This window comes from Neptuniibacter pectenicola, assembly GCF_001597735.1.
Lineage (GTDB): Bacteria > Pseudomonadota > Gammaproteobacteria > Pseudomonadales > Balneatricaceae > Neptuniibacter > Neptuniibacter pectenicola.
The window spans coordinates 50,854-66,755 of sequence record NZ_LUTS01000002.1; the positions used below are offsets into that span (position 1 = coordinate 50,854).

The window sequence follows — 15,902 nt, forward strand, 5'->3', positions numbered from 1 at the left end:
GACTCATTCTATAAGGGAGCGTTTATGCAATAGTGAGCAATAAAGGTTCGCTACACCACATTACCTAACTGGAATATAGGCAAGTACATGGCGATAACCAAACCACCGACTAATACCCCTAAGACCGCCATAATTAGTGGTTCTAATAGGCTAGACAGGTTGTCGACGGCATTATCTACCAGTTCTTCATAGAAATCAGCGACTTTCTCTAGCATCATTTCTAGGGAGCCCGCTTCTTCACCAATGGCGATCATCTGCACGGTCATGTTGGGGAAGATGCCGGTCATCGTGACCGCATCTTTTAATGATTGCCCTGTAGACACGCCGTTTCTTATTTGGAGTATGGCATCTCGGTAGAGTGCGTTGCCTGATGCGCCGGCGGCAGAATCAAGAGCATTCACTAAAGGTACCCCAGCGGAAAAAGTTGTTGCTAAGGTGCGGGAAAAGCGAGCGATAGAGGCATTATGTAAAATCTGCCCGATAACGGGGATTTTTAACATCGCTTTGTCCACGGCATCTCTAAATTTCTTAGACTTTGTTTTCGCTTTGTTAAAGGCATAGCCGAATAAGGCAATGCCTATAAGTACAATCCACCACCACTCTTGGGCAACCTCCGATAGGTGGATAACGAAGAGGGTAAATGCAGGCAGATCGGCACCAAAACTGTCAAATACACTTTGAAATTGAGGAACCACCTTGACCAGCAAGATCGCCGATACGACGATACCAACAATAATAACGGCTGTGGGGTAGGTGAGGGCTTTTTTGATCTTAGCTTTTAGGCTTTCAAGCTTCTCTTTATAGGTGGCGATACGATCGAGCATCTGTTCTAGTGCCCCCGACTGCTCGCCAGCGCTGACAAGGCTGCAGTACAGGTCATCAAAATGCTCAGGGTATTTGGTTAACGCGGTGGAAAAATCAAGCCCTCCATTGACGTCGTTTTTAATACCGTAAATGATATCTTTCAACTTGTCTTTTTCAACCCCGCCGGCGGTAATATCTAAGCCTTGCAACAAAGGAACACCGGATTTCAGCATGGTGGCCACTTGGCGTGTAAAAAAGGCGATATCGACGGGCTTTATCGGCTTGCTTTTCGCGCTAAAAAAGCTGGCGCCTCTCTCTTTGGCTACTTTTGAGGGGAGAATACCCTGTTTACGTAGTTGAGCCTTCGCCATTGCAATATTGGTTGCATCAACCTTCCCTTTGCTGGCATTGCCGCTTTTGTCTTTGCCTTGCCAGGTAAATGTGTGTAACTTGGCTTCGTTGGCCATAGCAAATGTGTCCTGTTATTAAGTCTTAATGACGCGATTCATCTCTTCAAGGCTGGTAATACCTTCAGCTACTTTCTTAAGGCCGGAGCGCCTTAAGCTTTGGAAACCTTGGGTGTTGGCCACCTTGAGTATATCTAGCGAGTTGCCATTTTGCATGATCACTTCTGCGATCTCAGGCGACATCGCGAGCATCTCGTAGATACCAACCCTACCTTTATAACCCCTGTTACACTTATTGCAACCCTCGTGGTTCGCTTCGAAGAGCGTCATGTTCTTTATCTCTTCGTCGGTGAAGCCCTCTTCACGTAAGGTGACTTCAGGTAATGTGATGGGTTTTTTGCAGCCTTCGCAGAGGCGTCGCCCTAAGCGCTGCGCAATAATCAAGCTCACAGAGGTGGCAATGTTAAAGGCGGGGACGCCCATATTTCTAAGTCGGGTGAGGGTTTCAGGTGCGCTGTTGGTATGCAGTGTGGATAGCACCATATGGCCGGTTTGTGCGGCTTTAATGGCGATTTCAGCGGTTTCCAAATCTCGGATCTCACCGACCATAACCACGTCAGGGTCTTGACGAAGGAATGCGCGTAGCGCTTCGGCAAAGGTGAGGCCTACTTTAGCGCTGACATGAACTTGGTTAATACCTTCGAGGTTGATCTCTACAGGGTCTTCCGCTGTAGATATGTTGCGCTCTTCGGTGTTGAGAATATTTAAGCCAGTATAGAGGCTGACGGTTTTACCACTACCGGTTGGGCCTGTGACCAATACCATCCCTTGAGGTCGATGCAGGGTGGAGAGGTACATCTCCTTTTGGAAGTCGGCAAAGCCCAGCGCTTCCACCCCCATCTTGGCACTGCTGGGATCAAGTATACGCAGTACGATCTTTTCACCCCAGAGGGTGGGTAGGGTGTTGACACGAAAATCGATCGCTCTAGTTTTGGATATCTTCATTTTTATTCGACCGTCCTGAGGGACGCGTCGTTCAGAGATATCCATCTGGGCCATAACTTTTAAACGTGCAGAGAGGCGTGATGAAAGGTTGGATGGCGGCTTTGCGATCTCTTGCAAGATGCCATCTATACGGCTGCGGATTCGATAAGTTTTTTCGTAGGGTTCAAAATGAATATCGGACGCGCCGTTTTTAATGGAGTCTAATAAAATTTTGTTTACAAAGCGCACAATGGGCGCATCGTTTGCTGCTTCTTCGGCTGATTCTTCTTGTGCGGCATTAGGGAGTGAGTCATCGATCTCTAAATTATCAAGGTCGCTATCTTCTAAGTCATCTAAGGCGGAGTCTTGGTTGTCGAGGAAGGATTCGATGGCTTTAGTGAGCTTGTCCTCCTCAACAATGATCGCTTCGGTGGTGATGCCGCTTTGAAATTTAAACTCGTCTAGGGCTTGGATATTGGTCGGATCAGAAATGGCAACAAAAAGACGGTTATCCCTTTTTTGGAGGGGCAACGCATGATGTTTGTTAATGAGTGCGTCGTTAATGAGGCCTTGGGGCAGGGTCGACATGTCCATGGCGTCGAGGTCGAGTAAGGGCATGCCGAACTCTTCCGATGCTGCGGCAGCTGCCCTATAGGCACTGACTAAACGTTGCTCAATAACATAGGCGATAAATGTTTGTTGTTTTTCACGGCACTGAATCGCTGCATCAGCAGCCACTTCAGCGGAGCAAACCCCTTCGTTAACTAATCTTTTTGCGAGTCCGCTAAGTGGTTGGTTCGGCTGCAAAATATAACCCCTTACTATCATTCCATGAATTAACGCATATCATACCTATAAAATAGCATTTGCATCATAGTTTGAAAATGCGCACTATAAGGTTTATAAGATAAAACTGATTTGGTAACTGGCGCGTCATAAAAAATGCGCTACAATCAAAGGACTTGGTTGATCCCAAGGAATTTTTTTCGCTGGAGATAAAATAATGGAAATGAATAAAAAAGCACAAGGTTTTACCCTGATCGAATTGATGATCGTTGTGGCGATCATCGGTATCTTGGCGGCGATTGCGTTGCCTGCTTATCAAACTTACACTGCTAAAGCACGCTTCTCAGAAGTAATCAATGCAACAGGTGGTGTGAAAACAGCTCTCGAGATTTGCGGGCAAACAAATGGTAGTATGAGTTCATGTGATGCTGGAAATAATACAGTGGCAAAAGCGCTTGCAGGCTCAAATGTAGGTCAGTATGTTTCTTCTGTAGCTATTTCAGGTCTAGCAGCATCTGATGCGACTATTACTGCGACTGCCGTCACTGGTAATGGTCTGAATGGTGAAACTTATGCTCTTGTTGGTTTATTGACTCAAGGGGCTGTTCAATGGAGTTTAAGTAGTAGCGCATCTACTTGTGATGATGCAGGTTTGTGTGACTAATTACTTAATTGTGTAAAGTTAGAGTATCAAGAAAAAAGGCGCAAAGTTTTTGCGTCTTTTTTTTGTATTTAATCTATTGATAAGTAGAAATGCTGTAAATGAAACGAACTATAATAATTATTTTGATTGCCGCTTGTGTTGGGGTGACTTGGTATATTGCAAACTCTACGGAGCCTTTGTCGCCGCAAATAAAAAGTGCTGTCGAGAATAAGTTACTTGAATTAGACGAATTTCCTGCGCGTCCTGTTTGGTGGCATGATGATTCTGTGTTGGCGATTGGTGTGTTGGCTGGGCAGACAAATCCTCACCAGGCAGCGGATAAAGCGTGTAAAGTCTTAGCCTCTAAGGGGATAAGCTCCGTGTCTGTCGAAGTCTACGATGTAGTTAAAATTCAAAAAGAAGATGAGTGGAAAAAACTCGCATCTGATGCATGTAAGTCAGTCTATTAACGCGATGGTATCTTTAGTACGTGTTGGATTTTAAAAGGCTAACGTATTCCGTTGAGCCTTTTTTTGTGGGTAAATGCCGCTATTTAGTTGTCAATTAAACGCATAGATAAATCAACCGCTTGGCAATGCTTAGTTAATGCGCCGATAGAGATATAATCGACACCGGTTTCTGCGATGGGACGCAAGGTCTTATCGGTAATATTACCGGATGCTTCTAGTTTGGCTGCGCCTTGGGTTAGTGCTACGGATGCGCGCATCTCATCAAGTGAAAAGTTATCAAGCATAATAATATCTGCGCCGGCCTCTAAGGCTTGCTTCAGCTCTTCCATACTTTCTACTTCGACTTCCACGGGTTTTTCTGGCTCATTATTGCGTGCGGTTTGTATGGCTTCTTTAATACCGCCGCAAGCCATAATATGGTTCTCTTTAATCAGGAAGGCATCAAAAAGGCCGATGCGGTGATTAAAGCAGCCGCCACAGGTGACGGCATATTTCTGCGCAAAACGAAGCCCTGGTAGGGTTTTACGTGTATCCAATAATTTTACGTGGGTCCCTGTTACTTTATCCGCATAAAATTTACTGATGGTTGCGGTGCCAGAGAGTGTTTGTAAAAAGTTTAAAGCGGCGCGTTCGGCTGTTAGCAGGTTGCGAGCGGCGCCTTTAGCATAAAACAATACCTGATCCCGCTGTACTACATCACCATCATCGACTTGCCATTCAAGCGTTAGCTTAGGGTCAACCTGTTTGAACACTTCATTAACCCAATCGACACCACAGATCACAGCGTCTTGTCGGCTAATGATGCGGGCGGTAGCGGTCTGTTCCTCAGGAATAAGTTGGGCCGTAATGTCCCCGTTACCAATATCTTCACGGAGTGCGTAAGTGACGGCGTCTGGAATAAGGTGCTGGATATCGGCACGATTCAACATAGTAAGTTCCTGATGAGAATGGGGTCAAAGAGGGCTAGCCTCTGTTATTATTGATTAGTGATAGTTAATCGGTCGCTAATTCTAACGAATCTAAGTAATAGCGGATAGGGGATGATGGTTGTAAAAAACGAAAATGACGGGTTGCTCGGTGTAGATACCCTGTTGTCACCCAATTTTAACGAGAGGCCTGAAGCCGCGATTGTTTCGCTGTTAGTGGTTCACAATATTAGTTTGCCGCCGGGACAGTACGGTGGAGGTTATGTTGAACAATTTTTTACTAATCAACTACCCATCAATGATGATCCGTTTTTTCAAGAGATTAAAGATTTGCAGGTCTCTGCACATCTACTGATTGAGCGTACCGGACGGGTTGTTCAGTTTGTGCCTTTACATAAGCGGGCGTGGCATGCGGGCGTGTCTTGTTATCAAGGTGTGCCTAACTGTAATGATTTTTCCATCGGTATTGAACTTGAAGGCACGGATGTTGAGCCCTATACCCCGGAACAATATGCACAGTTAGTTGAGTTGACTATCGCTATACAAGCTGAATTTCCGGCCATTACGAATGAGCGAATAGTTGGCCACTCAGATATTGCACCTGGTAGGAAAACGGATCCTGGGCCTGCATTTGATTGGGAATATTTTTATAGCGTGCTCAACGCTCGGCAGTTAGACAGGGAAAAGGCGCGACAGTAGCGCAGGAACGGCATTTTCTACTCGTAGAATCCGCTCGCCGATATGGACCGACTGGAATCCCGCTTCATTTAATTTTTCAACCTCATACGGTATAAAACCGCCTTCGGGCCCTATGGCGAGTGTGGTTTGTGTTGTTTCGGCGGGTGGGCAGGGGGCAGCATGATAGGGGTGCGCAATGAGTGCTCTTGTGCCTTCCACTAAATGGGGGAGCTCATCTTCGACAAACGGTTTAAAGCGTTTTCGTAAATGTACTTGGGGCATGATTGAATCACCTGCTTGCTCTAGTCCAAGTAATAACTGTTCCATAATCTGTTTTTCTAAAACAGGGCTTCCCCAATAGCTTTTATCAACCCGATAGCTGTTGATAAGGTAGAGTTCTTTAACGCCCATAGCGGCTACGGTTTGCAAGATGCGTTTGAGCATTTTAGGTCGAGGCAGCGCCAAAAGCAGGGTTAAAGGCAGGGGAGGAGGCGGTGTTTTATGGAAAGAAACCTGTAGTGTCACTGCTGTGTCGGATAGTGCTAACACCTGCCCTGTACCTAGTAGACCGTTTAGCATACCAACCTTGAGGTGTGCGCCCACTTCAGGTTTATGCACCATCCGAATATGTTGGAAGCGCCTGTCGTCGAGTTGAACCTGCTCGTCTGTTATTAAATCATGCTCAGTGAGAAGTATTAGATTCATATGTTTTGCTATAGGCGTCTAGGTCGTTAGGGGTGGTTAGTTTATCGAGCAATATTAATAGATGCGACTACTAATCTAGATCAATAATTAATGCTTTTAATCTAAATGAGAATGTTTATCGGTAGCATTATCTTTTGTGTTGTGGTAATTTTAGCCCACTTAATTTAAAGCTTCTCTCTACGTTTTGTTCTTGTAAGGGGTTTACCGTGAAATTCACACACGTTGTTTCTACAATGGCTATGGCTGCTGTTTTTGCTACAGGGTTGTTGCCTTTATCTGTATCCGCTGATGATAACCTTGTTAATGTTTATTCTGCACGTAAAGAGGCGCTGATTAAGCCTTTATTTGACCGCTTTACTGAAGAAACGGGTATCACGGTTAATCTTGTTACGGGTAAAGCGGATGCGCTGTTAAAACGGTTACAGGTTGAAGGGAACGCAACCCCAGCGGACCTTTTTGTGACAGTGGATGCGGGACGTTTACATAGAGCTAAAGCGGCGGGTGTGCTGCAAGTGGCGACAAGTGAAACCTTAGATAAATTAATACCGGCACACCTGAAAGATGTTGATGGCTACTGGTATGGTATGTCCCAGCGTGCGCGCACGGTTTTTTATGTTAAAGGTAAAGTTGATCCTGCTGAGCTAACCACTTACGAAGACCTTGCTGATCCTAAATGGAAAGGGCGTATCTGTATTCGTTCATCCAGTAATATTTATAATCAATCGCTTGTAGCATCCATGATTGATGCAAATGGAGTTGAAGCAACAGAAGCTTGGGCGAAAGGGCTTGTAGCTAACTTTGCAAAACCGCCAGCGGGTGGTGATACCGATCAGCTACGTGCTGCTGCAGCCGGTGTTTGTGATATAGCGATTGCTAATACTTACTATTACGCACGCTTGATCCACAGCAAAAAAGAGAGTGATAACGAAGTTGCTGCCAAATTAGGCACGGCATGGTTGAACCAAGAGGGTCGTGGTGCACATGTGAACGTGAGCGGTGTGGGTGTCACTAAATATGCATCTAATGTTGAGAGTGCACTAAAATTGATGGAATTTATGGCGTCGGATGAGTCTCAAACTTGGTATGGTGCTGAAAATAATGAGTACCCAGTGGTAAAAAATGTTGAGATATCACCTGTATTGAAAGGTCTAGGTGAGTTTAAAGCCGATGATATTGAGCTTAGTAAATTAGGTACTAATAACCGTGCGGCTGTCGAGTTAATGGATAGAGCTGGCTGGAAGTAAGCCTAATTTCTAACCTTTCATAGTCTAATAAGTGTTAGAATTATGCGTCTAACGCCTGCAGATACTCATGCGGGCGTTTTCTGTTTTTCTGAACTGGATAGATGCTTGTAGTGATCTCATCAAAATCCTCTTATCGCGTAAACTGGCTGACATCTAGCTCATTTGTTATCGCCCTGTTACTGGCCCTGCCTATCTTTGTGATTGCGGGTTTTGTCTTTAGTGGTTCCGCTGAAGTTTTTACGCACCTGTACAATACGGTGTTGTTTGATTATGTCAGTAACTCGATTTTATTGATGTTGGGGGTCGGCTTTGGGGTCCTGTTACTTGGGATTCCAACGGCATGGTTGACCAGTGTTTGTGACTTTCCAGGACGTAAAATTTTTGCGTGGGCACTCCTTTTACCGCTTGCGGTGCCCGCTTATATTATTGCTTACACTTATACTGGATTGTTAGATTTTGCCGGCCCAGTTCAAACCACGATTCGTCAAGTAACGGGGCTTGGGTATGGTGAGTATTGGTTTTTTGATATTCGTTCATTAATGGGTGCCATCTTAATGTTGGCGCTTGTGCTTTACCCTTATGTTTATCTACTCAGTCGTGCTGCGTTTTTAGAGCAGTCGGCCAGTACGCTAGAGGTGAGTCGAACGCTGGGGTATAACCAGTGGCAAGGCTTGTTTCAACTAGCCCTACCGCTTGCTCGCCCCGCAATTATTGCGGGCTTAACGTTAGCATTAATGGAAACGTTAGCCGATTACGGCACCGTGCAGTATTTTGGTGTTAATACCTTCACGACCGGTATTTTTCGAACATTTTATGGCTTTGGTGATGCGGTTGCGGCGGCTCAGTTAGCGGTGTGTCTTTTAAGTTTTGTCGCTTTGCTGGTGCTTGTTGAAAAGTACTCTAGACGTAAATCACGTTACCACTCTACTGCGGAATTTAAAGCTAAAGCTAAGTTGATACCGCTTTCGGGTTGGAAAGCGGTTGTGGCCTTTTTTATCTGTTTTCTGCCGATTTTATTTGGTTTCCTTATCCCAGCCGGTCAGTTGGCATTTTGGAGCTTAACTCAAGCAGACCTGTCTGATGGTTCGTTTTTTCAGTTGGCGTGGAACTCGTTCTATCTTGCGTTTTTAGCCGCTATTATTGCGGTAGGTTTTGCGCTTATATTGGCCTATGCGGGCCGTTTGAACCCTAAAAAAGTGGTGCAGTTTTCCGTCGCTACAGCGGGTATGGGCTATGCTTTGCCTGGAACTATTATTGCGATTGGGGTGATCATTCCCTTCGCGTGGTTGGATCATCAGTTAATAGACGCGGCCAAAAAATGGTTTGATGCTGATGTGGGATTGGTTCTGTCGGGAACCTTAGCAGCACTGTTGTTTGCATATACAGTACGGTTTTTAGCTGTATCGCTGGGGGCTGTTCAGAGCGGTTTAGGTAAGATTAAACCAAGTATCGATGGTGCTGCACGCACACTAGGGTGTACTCCTCTACAAGTTTTAAAACAGATACATGTCCCCTTAATGAAAAGCTCAGTATTAACCGCGCTGCTGATTGTGTTTGTTGACGTGCTGAAAGAGCTGCCGGCCACCTTAATTTTAAGACCTTTTAATTTTAATACGTTAGCAGTCAGGGCGTTTGAGCTGGCATCTGACGAACGTTTGATTGATGCAGCCCCCTCATCATTACTGATTGTGGTTGTTGGATTGATACCTGTGATTTTATTGAGTCGTTCTATCGCGAAAGGACGGGCTGGAAGTTGATTGAGATGAATAGAGCAAAACATCTGAATGTAGAGAATGTCACCCTTGCTTATGGTGAGGACGATATTGTACATAATGCGTCTTTATTGCTGGATAAAGGTGAAATTGGTTGTTTGCTAGGGCCGAGTGGTTGCGGTAAATCCACCTTGTTGCGTGCTATTGCAGGGTTTGAGCCGGTTAAGTCGGGCCATATCTCTATGCGTGGTCAGCTGCTGTCTAATCCACAAGATACAGTGCCAACGGAGCAAAGAAAGATTGGCATGGTGTTTCAGGATATCGCACTCTTTCCGCACTTGAGTATCTCTGAGAACATTGTGTTTGGCATTAAAAAATGGTCAAAGTCAGATCAAAAACGTAGAGTTCAGGAGTTATTGACGTTAATAGGGCTTCCTGATATTGCTGACCGTTATCCCCATTCTCTGTCCGGTGGGCAGCAGCAGCGTGTTGCCTTAGCGCGGGCAATGGCACCTAAGCCTGACCTTTTATTACTTGATGAGCCGTTTTCAGGGCTGGATGCGAATTTACGAGAAACGTTGGTACCCGAAATACGGGACATATTAAGAAAAGAACAGATGAGTGCGATTCTGGTGACCCATGACCAGATGGAGGCGTTTGCGATGGCCGATAAAATTGCGGTGATGCAAAATGGTCGGATTCAGCAGTGTGGCACAGCATTTAATATATATCATGAACCTAAAACGCGTTTTGTGGCGGATTTCATCGGGTTAGGTGAATTTCTGCAGGCCTCCATTAAAGATGAATACTCGGTTGATTCTGTCTTAGGCTGTTTAGTCGGAGATGAGCCTTTAGGTTATGCGCCAGGCACGCCAGTTGAGCTATTGATTCGTCCTGATGATATTCAGCATTGTGAAGAGAGTCCCTTAACCGGTCGAATTGTGAGTAAATGGTTCAGAGGGTCCCATTACCTCTATCATGTTCAGCTTGATAATGGCGAAGTCTTACCTTGTATTACCGCTTGTCACCATGACCATGATGTAGGTGAAGATTTAGGTATTAGTATTGAGTTGGACCATTTAGTGGTTTTGCCTATTTGCGATCCTGAAACGGGCCTATGTGATTTGCAGGAATCGGAAGTGGTGCAAACCCAAGCGATTGCACGCTAAGTATCCGCTGTGTGCGGGAAGCTCTGAACAGAGTATTGACAACATAATGTTCGACAAAAGGGCGTTCAGTTATTGGGAGTGATAGCGTAGGATTGAGCGCTACTTTATTCCTTTGGTGATGTATGTCCATCCGCATCAATCTGCTTGAAGATGATATTCAAAAAACCTTAGTCAAAATGACAACTCCCATGATGCTTGGGATTGTTAGTTTGATGCTGTTTAATCTTGCGGACCTCTACTTTGTCAGCCGTTTAGGCACTGATGCCTTAGCTGCGTTAGGCTTTACCTTTCCTGTTTGTTTTATGGTGATTAGTTTAGCAATCGGCCTCGGTATTGGTACGTCAGCTATATTAGCGAGATTATTGGGGCGGGGCGAAAGTGATGAAGCGCAGTCACTGGCGACGGACAATCTACTTGCGATCGCTGTCATGGTCGTTGTAATTAGTGGTTTATTGCAATTACTGATCGATCCCGTGTTTTATGCCATGGGTGCGCGGGATGCATTGATGCCCTTTATCCAGGCCTACATGAGGGTATGGCTCATAGGGTCTGTTTTTCTTGTTATCAATATGGTGTGTAATGCCTGTATGCGGGCTACGGGTGATACTAAAACCCCGGCGTTAATGATGGCGGGATCATCATTGCTGAACTTCATATTGGACCCTCTGTTTATTTTTGGTGTAGGCCCCATTGAGGGCATGGGGATTCAAGGTGCGGCGATTGCCAGCGTGATCGCTTGGAGTTTAACTACCTGTGTGGCCCTTTATCTGCTCTTTGTTCACAAGCGCCTTTTAGTGTTGCAGCCTTTTGTTTTTAGCCGGTGGAAAAGGCATGCGTACGCTGTGATGAAGATAGCCTTGCCCGCATCGTTATCCAATATGATGACCCCTGTTGCTCAGGCCGTTTTAACTTATGTTGTGGCGCATCATGGTCCCGAAGCCGTCGCAGCTTTTGGGGTCGGGAACCGTATTGAGTCGTTAGCTTTGCTGGTTTGTTTGGCGTTGTCGATGACATTACCACCGTTTATTAGTCAAAATATAGGGGCTGGGCATGTTGAGCGGGTGCGATCTGCTTACCGTATGGTGATAGGATTTTCATTATTTTGGCAGTTTTTAGTGTTTATTCTTCTTATATTTGTGGCTGAAGATGTTGCAACCCTTTTTAGTGGGAATAATACGGTTCAATCTTTAATTGTTTTATGGATTTTTATTGTCCCGTTTGGCTTCGCTTTTCAGGCGATTACCTTTCTTACCGCGTCTAGTTTTAATGCGCTGCACAAACCATTTATGGCAATGAAAATAAGCCTCGCTCGATTGTTTTTGTTTACTGTGCCATTTGCTTGGTTGGGTTCTCAACTGTTTGGTTTACAGGGAATGTTTATCGCTTTGGTTGTTTCTAATCTTTGTGTTGCTGTGCTTGCTTGGCTGTCGATGAGTGCCCACCTTCGGGCTTCTTAATGTTGCGACCGCGTACGTTTTTATCTGTCCACTATATGATGTAACTCATTGTTAATAGACGTGGAGTAGGCTAACTTTCTTCCACCAAAGTCATACTATTATCTAGGTTCAGATGGCATTATGATCAAGGTACGGACAAGAGATTGAACATAAAAACATAATAAAAATAGATAACACCCAAACAAGCAAATATACGATATAAGGGGATGAGCATGAGTCAGAAAATTGCACTCGTGACAGGTGGTACAGGTGGTTTAGGTACTGCAATTTGCCGCACATTGGCAGATCACGGTTTTCGCGTAGTTGCCGGCTATAACAGCGGTGGTAATCATGATAAAGCGAAAGCATGGCAAGACAAACAGAAAGAAGACGGTTATGACATTTTAGTGTCCTATGGTGATGTTACCAATGCTGAATCTTGTGCGCAGTGTATCGCCACAGTAGAAGAGCTAACCGGTGGCACCGTTGATATTCTTATTAACAATGCGGGTATTACCCGTGACGGTCAGTTTAAGAAAATGAGCTGGGAACAGTGGGATGAGGTTATGAGTGCTAACTTAGACTCTATGTTCCATATGACCCGTTTAGTCATTAATGGCATGATCGATAAGGGCTGGGGACGTGTCATTAACATCTCCTCTGTGAACGCTCAAAAAGGTCAGTTTGGCCAGTGTAACTACTCCGCGGCTAAAGCGGGGATTCATGGTTTTACTAAAGCCCTTGCACAAGAAGTTGCGCGTAAAGGTGTGACGGTAAATACGGTATCTCCGGGTTATATTAAAACGGCGATGGTTGCTAAAATTGCTCAGGAAATTCAAGACCAGATCTGTGCGGGTATTCCGGTGGGTCGTTTTGGTACACCTGAGGAGATTGGGCGTATGTGTACATTCTTATGCGACAATGAGTCTGGTTACATTACAGGCGCTGATATGTCCGTCAACGGTGGTCTACATATGTCTTAATTGACACCGTTGAGCATTAAAAAACCCGCGATAAGCGGGTTTTTTTGGTTTTAGGTGATAGCGTAACTAGTTACACACCGGCATCTAAAAAATCTGTTCGAGTTTGCTCTCAAACCGATCATTAAATTCCTCTATATGAGCGGCAAAAGGAATACATAGCCACTCATGTTCTAGCTGCTTAATCTCCGCGAGGTTGAACGCTTGCTTCTGCTCAGCAAGTGCTTGCTGTAAGCGTTCCATCTGGTATTCCATGCGTAAGGCTTGGTCGCTCAAAGGAGAGGGTTGTGATGATGCGATCTCCAAACGGATGCAGATCTGTCTAAGCTTTTGCTCTTGTTCGCTCAGAATAGATTCTAACGCGTCAGGGGTTTCCGCTATTTTAAGTAGAGTAGCGAACCGTTCCGCGATTTCGTTCTGCATTGGGTGTTCAGTTGTTATTTCTTGCGCCCACGCGAGCTGGATGCTAGGCAGTTGTTCTGTTACACATTGGTCTAAAATTGCGTGTTCCAGTTGCTCACAAATGTGTGCTTTTCGCGCTAAGGCTAAATAGGGCTCGGTTTCAAACGATTGTAGCTGTTCTTGTAGCTGTTGCTGAGCCTCTATCGCAGTTTGCACTGTGTCTTGGTTAAAGGCCGGCACTAAGGAGTTTTGGCTTTCGAGTTCAGTCATATACGATTGCGCTTGATCAATCGATGCTTCTAATGCTTTGAGGCTGCAGCCTGAACTCATCATATCTTTAAGCTGCTGACAGGCGTTATCTAATAAAGGCTGTATTGAGTTTGAGGCTGAGTTGGGCTGCTTACCTTCATAGAAGGCTTCAAAGATCTGGCTGCAGTTTTCACGAAACTGGTTCCAAAGTTTTCGTTCTTGGTTGCGCGGTGTTGGTCCAATGGTTTTCCACTGCTGCTGAAGAGCTTTCACCGTATCAGTGGCTTCTGCAAAATTGTCAGAATTGAGTAAGCGAGTGGTTTCATCAATTAAGTTTTGTTTTCTAGCAATGTTATCGGCACGATATGTTTTGAGTGTGTCTTCGCATTGAGCAAGGATAAGATCTAGCTTGGCTTGCAGTTTTTTTCCTGGCGCACGATCAACCGGTGAGTAGGTGCGCCAATCTTGTTTTGCCTGACGGATCTGCTCTTCGTACTGTTTCCACTCCTCGGCACCGCTACCTTCCGGAATAGACAGTTGCTCTAAGCGCTCACATATCAGCTCTCGTTGTTTTAAATTAGCAATACGAAGCTCTTTCTGTTCCGAGAAATGTTGGTCACACGGGGCATAGGCGCTGTCAGATGCTTTTTTGAAGCGCTTCCATAACTGTTGAGAGTGCACTGAATCGGTTGCGTCTAATAGCTTCCACTCTTTTTGTATTCTGCGCACTTCATTCGCACGTTCTTGAACAGTGAGGTCAGAAGCGGACAGTGCTTCCATCTCTTGGCATAAATTCTCTTTTTTAGGTTGAACTGCATAGGCCTGCCAATCTCGCATCTCTTGCAGTTCGGCGCCTAGTACTTTAACTCTATGGGCCAGCGCTGGCGGTAAATTTCCATTTAGACGCTTATTGATCTGTTCTACTTTTTTGATGTACTTATCAGCGTTTCGAATCTCGCCCTGTTGGATAGACTCCGTAAGATTGTCTAGTAGGGTTTTGAGTTCATCATGGAGTTGGCTCTGCTGGTGGTCTTGACGGTCTATTTTGGCTTGAGCGGTCACTAAAACAGTTTCTAAGTGCACTAGTGGTGTCGGTTTTTCATGGTGGGTTGGCCAGCTCAGTTTATTGAGTAGCTGCCGGGCCTGCTTCATCTGTTTATTCAGTGTAGTGGGTTTTATATTGTCGTCAGCGAGGGTGTGAGTTAGGTTGTCGATCTGCTCCGATGCCGCGATATAGATGCGGTAGCATGCGAGCAAGTTGCCCAGCTGGGATTTTATTTTATTAAAGCTTTGCTGCTCTTGTTCGGAGCTAAAGGCTTTAAGTGTTTCCCATTGTTCGCTTATCGCTTGTAATTGGCTTTCAACTTCATTGACGCGATTTTGATCAAGAATCGCTTCGGTGCTTTCTTTTAAAACACATAATTCTGAATAAAGGTGATGGCTTTGAGCGACCTTCTCTTGTTTTAACGCCTCTTCCGCCTGTTGTTGTTGGAGGCGAGTCTCTTCGGCGCCTAATATGTGTTCGCATTGTTGTTGGTATTGTTGAAATCTAGCCCGTTGATCGCTGTTGACGTGGCTTGATAGGGCTTCCCAGTCACTAACCAGTGCGCATAACTTGGCGGCAAAGAGTGGGAAAAAGGCTTGTTCGCTCAGTTGTTCTATCTTGCTGATCAGCAGGGTTATTGAGTCTTGAGTCTGGCGTTTTTCTGCTTCTTGCTCCTCAATGGCCTGAAGTTTATCGCGTGCCGCTTTAAAAACCCCTTTGTCTTTGTTACGTGAAACTTTACAGATTTTATCTAAGGTTTCTGGGCAGTTAATACGTTGTGCGGCTTGGCTTCTATCCGCTGCGCGTTGGCTTTTTTCGGCAATAACAAAAAGGCTGTAATCATCATCTAATTGTTGGATTGCTTGCTGTCTAATCTGTTCATTGCTGCTATTTAAGACAATATGAGTGAGAAAGTTACACTCGCCAATTGTTTTTAGGGCAACCAGTTTTTCGTCTAAAACACACTCTGGAGAGGAGCCAAGTATCAATTGACTAATGCGATGTAGCGATTGTTGTTGAATTGTATCCGAAGTGGTTTGTTTACTGATTTTTGTCAGTAAGCTAAGGCTATTGAGTTTTTCAATAGCGGCCAAACGTACAAGTTCATCCTGATCTTCCAATGCTAATTGAGAGAGGATGGGCTGTGATTGGGGATCAGTATCACGTAATTTTGCAATAGCCTTAATACGTTTATCTGATTTGCTGTGTTGCCAACTGGGTTTAAAAAATCTTACTAACATAACGTCCTAAACATCTCTGGC

13 protein-coding genes are annotated in these 15,902 nt (G+C 45.1%); 8 read left to right on the forward strand and 5 right to left on the reverse strand.

Features of this window, described 5'->3' with window-relative positions; translation table 11 throughout:
* Nucleotides 1-50: 50 nt before the first annotated feature.
* Together A3773_RS02815 and pilB are read right to left on the reverse strand one after the other, a co-directional pair.
* Entirely contained in the window at nucleotides 51-1,271 is a 1,221-nt protein-coding gene (locus tag A3773_RS02815) for a type II secretion system F family protein (RefSeq protein WP_067982881.1), read from the reverse strand.
* Nucleotides 1,272-1,289: 18 nt separating this feature from the next.
* Complete coding sequence (gene pilB, locus A3773_RS02820) at nucleotides 1,290-3,023, reverse strand: type IV-A pilus assembly ATPase PilB (RefSeq protein ID WP_067982883.1); 1,734 nt, start codon at nucleotides 3,021-3,023, stop codon at nucleotides 1,290-1,292.
* 175 nt (nucleotides 3,024-3,198) lie between these two features.
* Here pilB and A3773_RS02825 point away from each other — a divergent pair, with 175 nt between their 5' ends.
* Both A3773_RS02825 and A3773_RS02830 read left to right on the forward strand, forming a co-directional pair.
* Complete coding sequence (locus A3773_RS02825; protein ID WP_269454471.1) at nucleotides 3,199-3,645, forward strand: pilin; 447 nt, start codon at nucleotides 3,199-3,201, stop codon at nucleotides 3,643-3,645.
* A gap of 98 nt (nucleotides 3,646-3,743) precedes the next feature.
* Entirely contained in the window at nucleotides 3,744-4,094 is a 351-nt protein-coding gene (locus A3773_RS02830; RefSeq protein WP_067982889.1) for a hypothetical protein, read from the forward strand.
* 83 nt (nucleotides 4,095-4,177) lie between these two features.
* Here A3773_RS02830 and nadC read toward each other — a convergent pair whose 3' ends face one another.
* Nucleotides 4,178-5,023: a carboxylating nicotinate-nucleotide diphosphorylase gene (nadC, locus tag A3773_RS02835; RefSeq protein WP_067982890.1), complete on the reverse strand. Its 846-nt coding sequence runs from the start codon at nucleotides 5,021-5,023 to the stop codon at nucleotides 4,178-4,180.
* A 114-nt stretch (nucleotides 5,024-5,137) separates the two neighbouring features.
* On the opposite strand from nadC, the gene ampD reads away from it, so the two are divergent.
* Nucleotides 5,138-5,719 carry a 1,6-anhydro-N-acetylmuramyl-L-alanine amidase AmpD gene (ampD, locus tag A3773_RS02840; protein WP_067983537.1) on the forward strand — a complete coding sequence of 194 codons (582 nt, stop codon included), beginning with the start codon at nucleotides 5,138-5,140 and terminating at the stop codon, nucleotides 5,717-5,719.
* On the opposite strand, the gene A3773_RS02845 is transcribed toward ampD, so the two are convergent.
* Nucleotides 5,693-6,403: a 16S rRNA (uracil(1498)-N(3))-methyltransferase gene (locus A3773_RS02845; RefSeq protein ID WP_067982893.1), complete on the reverse strand. Its 711-nt coding sequence runs from the start codon at nucleotides 6,401-6,403 to the stop codon at nucleotides 5,693-5,695. The genes ampD and A3773_RS02845 overlap by 27 nt on opposite strands.
* A 239-nt stretch (nucleotides 6,404-6,642) precedes the next feature.
* On the opposite strand from A3773_RS02845, the gene A3773_RS02850 reads away from it, so the two are divergent.
* The 5 genes from A3773_RS02850 (at nucleotide 6,643) to phbB (ending at nucleotide 12,947) form a co-directional block, all read left to right on the forward strand.
* Complete coding sequence (locus tag A3773_RS02850; RefSeq protein ID WP_067983538.1) at nucleotides 6,643-7,647, forward strand: Fe(3+) ABC transporter substrate-binding protein; 1,005 nt, start codon at nucleotides 6,643-6,645, stop codon at nucleotides 7,645-7,647.
* A gap of 101 nt (nucleotides 7,648-7,748) precedes the next feature.
* Nucleotides 7,749-9,404, forward strand: coding sequence for an ABC transporter permease (locus A3773_RS02855; protein WP_067982898.1), 1,656 nt, complete (start codon nucleotides 7,749-7,751; stop codon nucleotides 9,402-9,404).
* 5 nt (nucleotides 9,405-9,409) lie between these two features.
* Complete coding sequence (locus A3773_RS02860; protein ID WP_067983540.1) at nucleotides 9,410-10,528, forward strand: ABC transporter ATP-binding protein; 1,119 nt, start codon at nucleotides 9,410-9,412, stop codon at nucleotides 10,526-10,528.
* Nucleotides 10,529-10,650: 122 nt separating this feature from the next.
* Complete coding sequence (locus A3773_RS02865) at nucleotides 10,651-11,985, forward strand: MATE family efflux transporter (RefSeq protein ID WP_067982900.1); 1,335 nt, start codon at nucleotides 10,651-10,653, stop codon at nucleotides 11,983-11,985.
* 212 nt (nucleotides 11,986-12,197) lie between these two features.
* Nucleotides 12,198-12,947, forward strand: a complete 750-nt coding sequence (gene phbB / locus A3773_RS02870) for an acetoacetyl-CoA reductase (RefSeq protein WP_067982903.1) — start codon at nucleotides 12,198-12,200, stop codon at nucleotides 12,945-12,947.
* 84 nt (nucleotides 12,948-13,031) lie between these two features.
* Here phbB and A3773_RS02875 read toward each other — a convergent pair whose 3' ends face one another.
* Nucleotides 13,032-15,881 carry a DUF349 domain-containing protein gene (locus A3773_RS02875; RefSeq protein ID WP_067982906.1) on the reverse strand — a complete coding sequence of 950 codons (2,850 nt, stop codon included), beginning with the start codon at nucleotides 15,879-15,881 and terminating at the stop codon, nucleotides 13,032-13,034.
* Nucleotides 15,882-15,902: the final 21 nt, after the last annotated feature.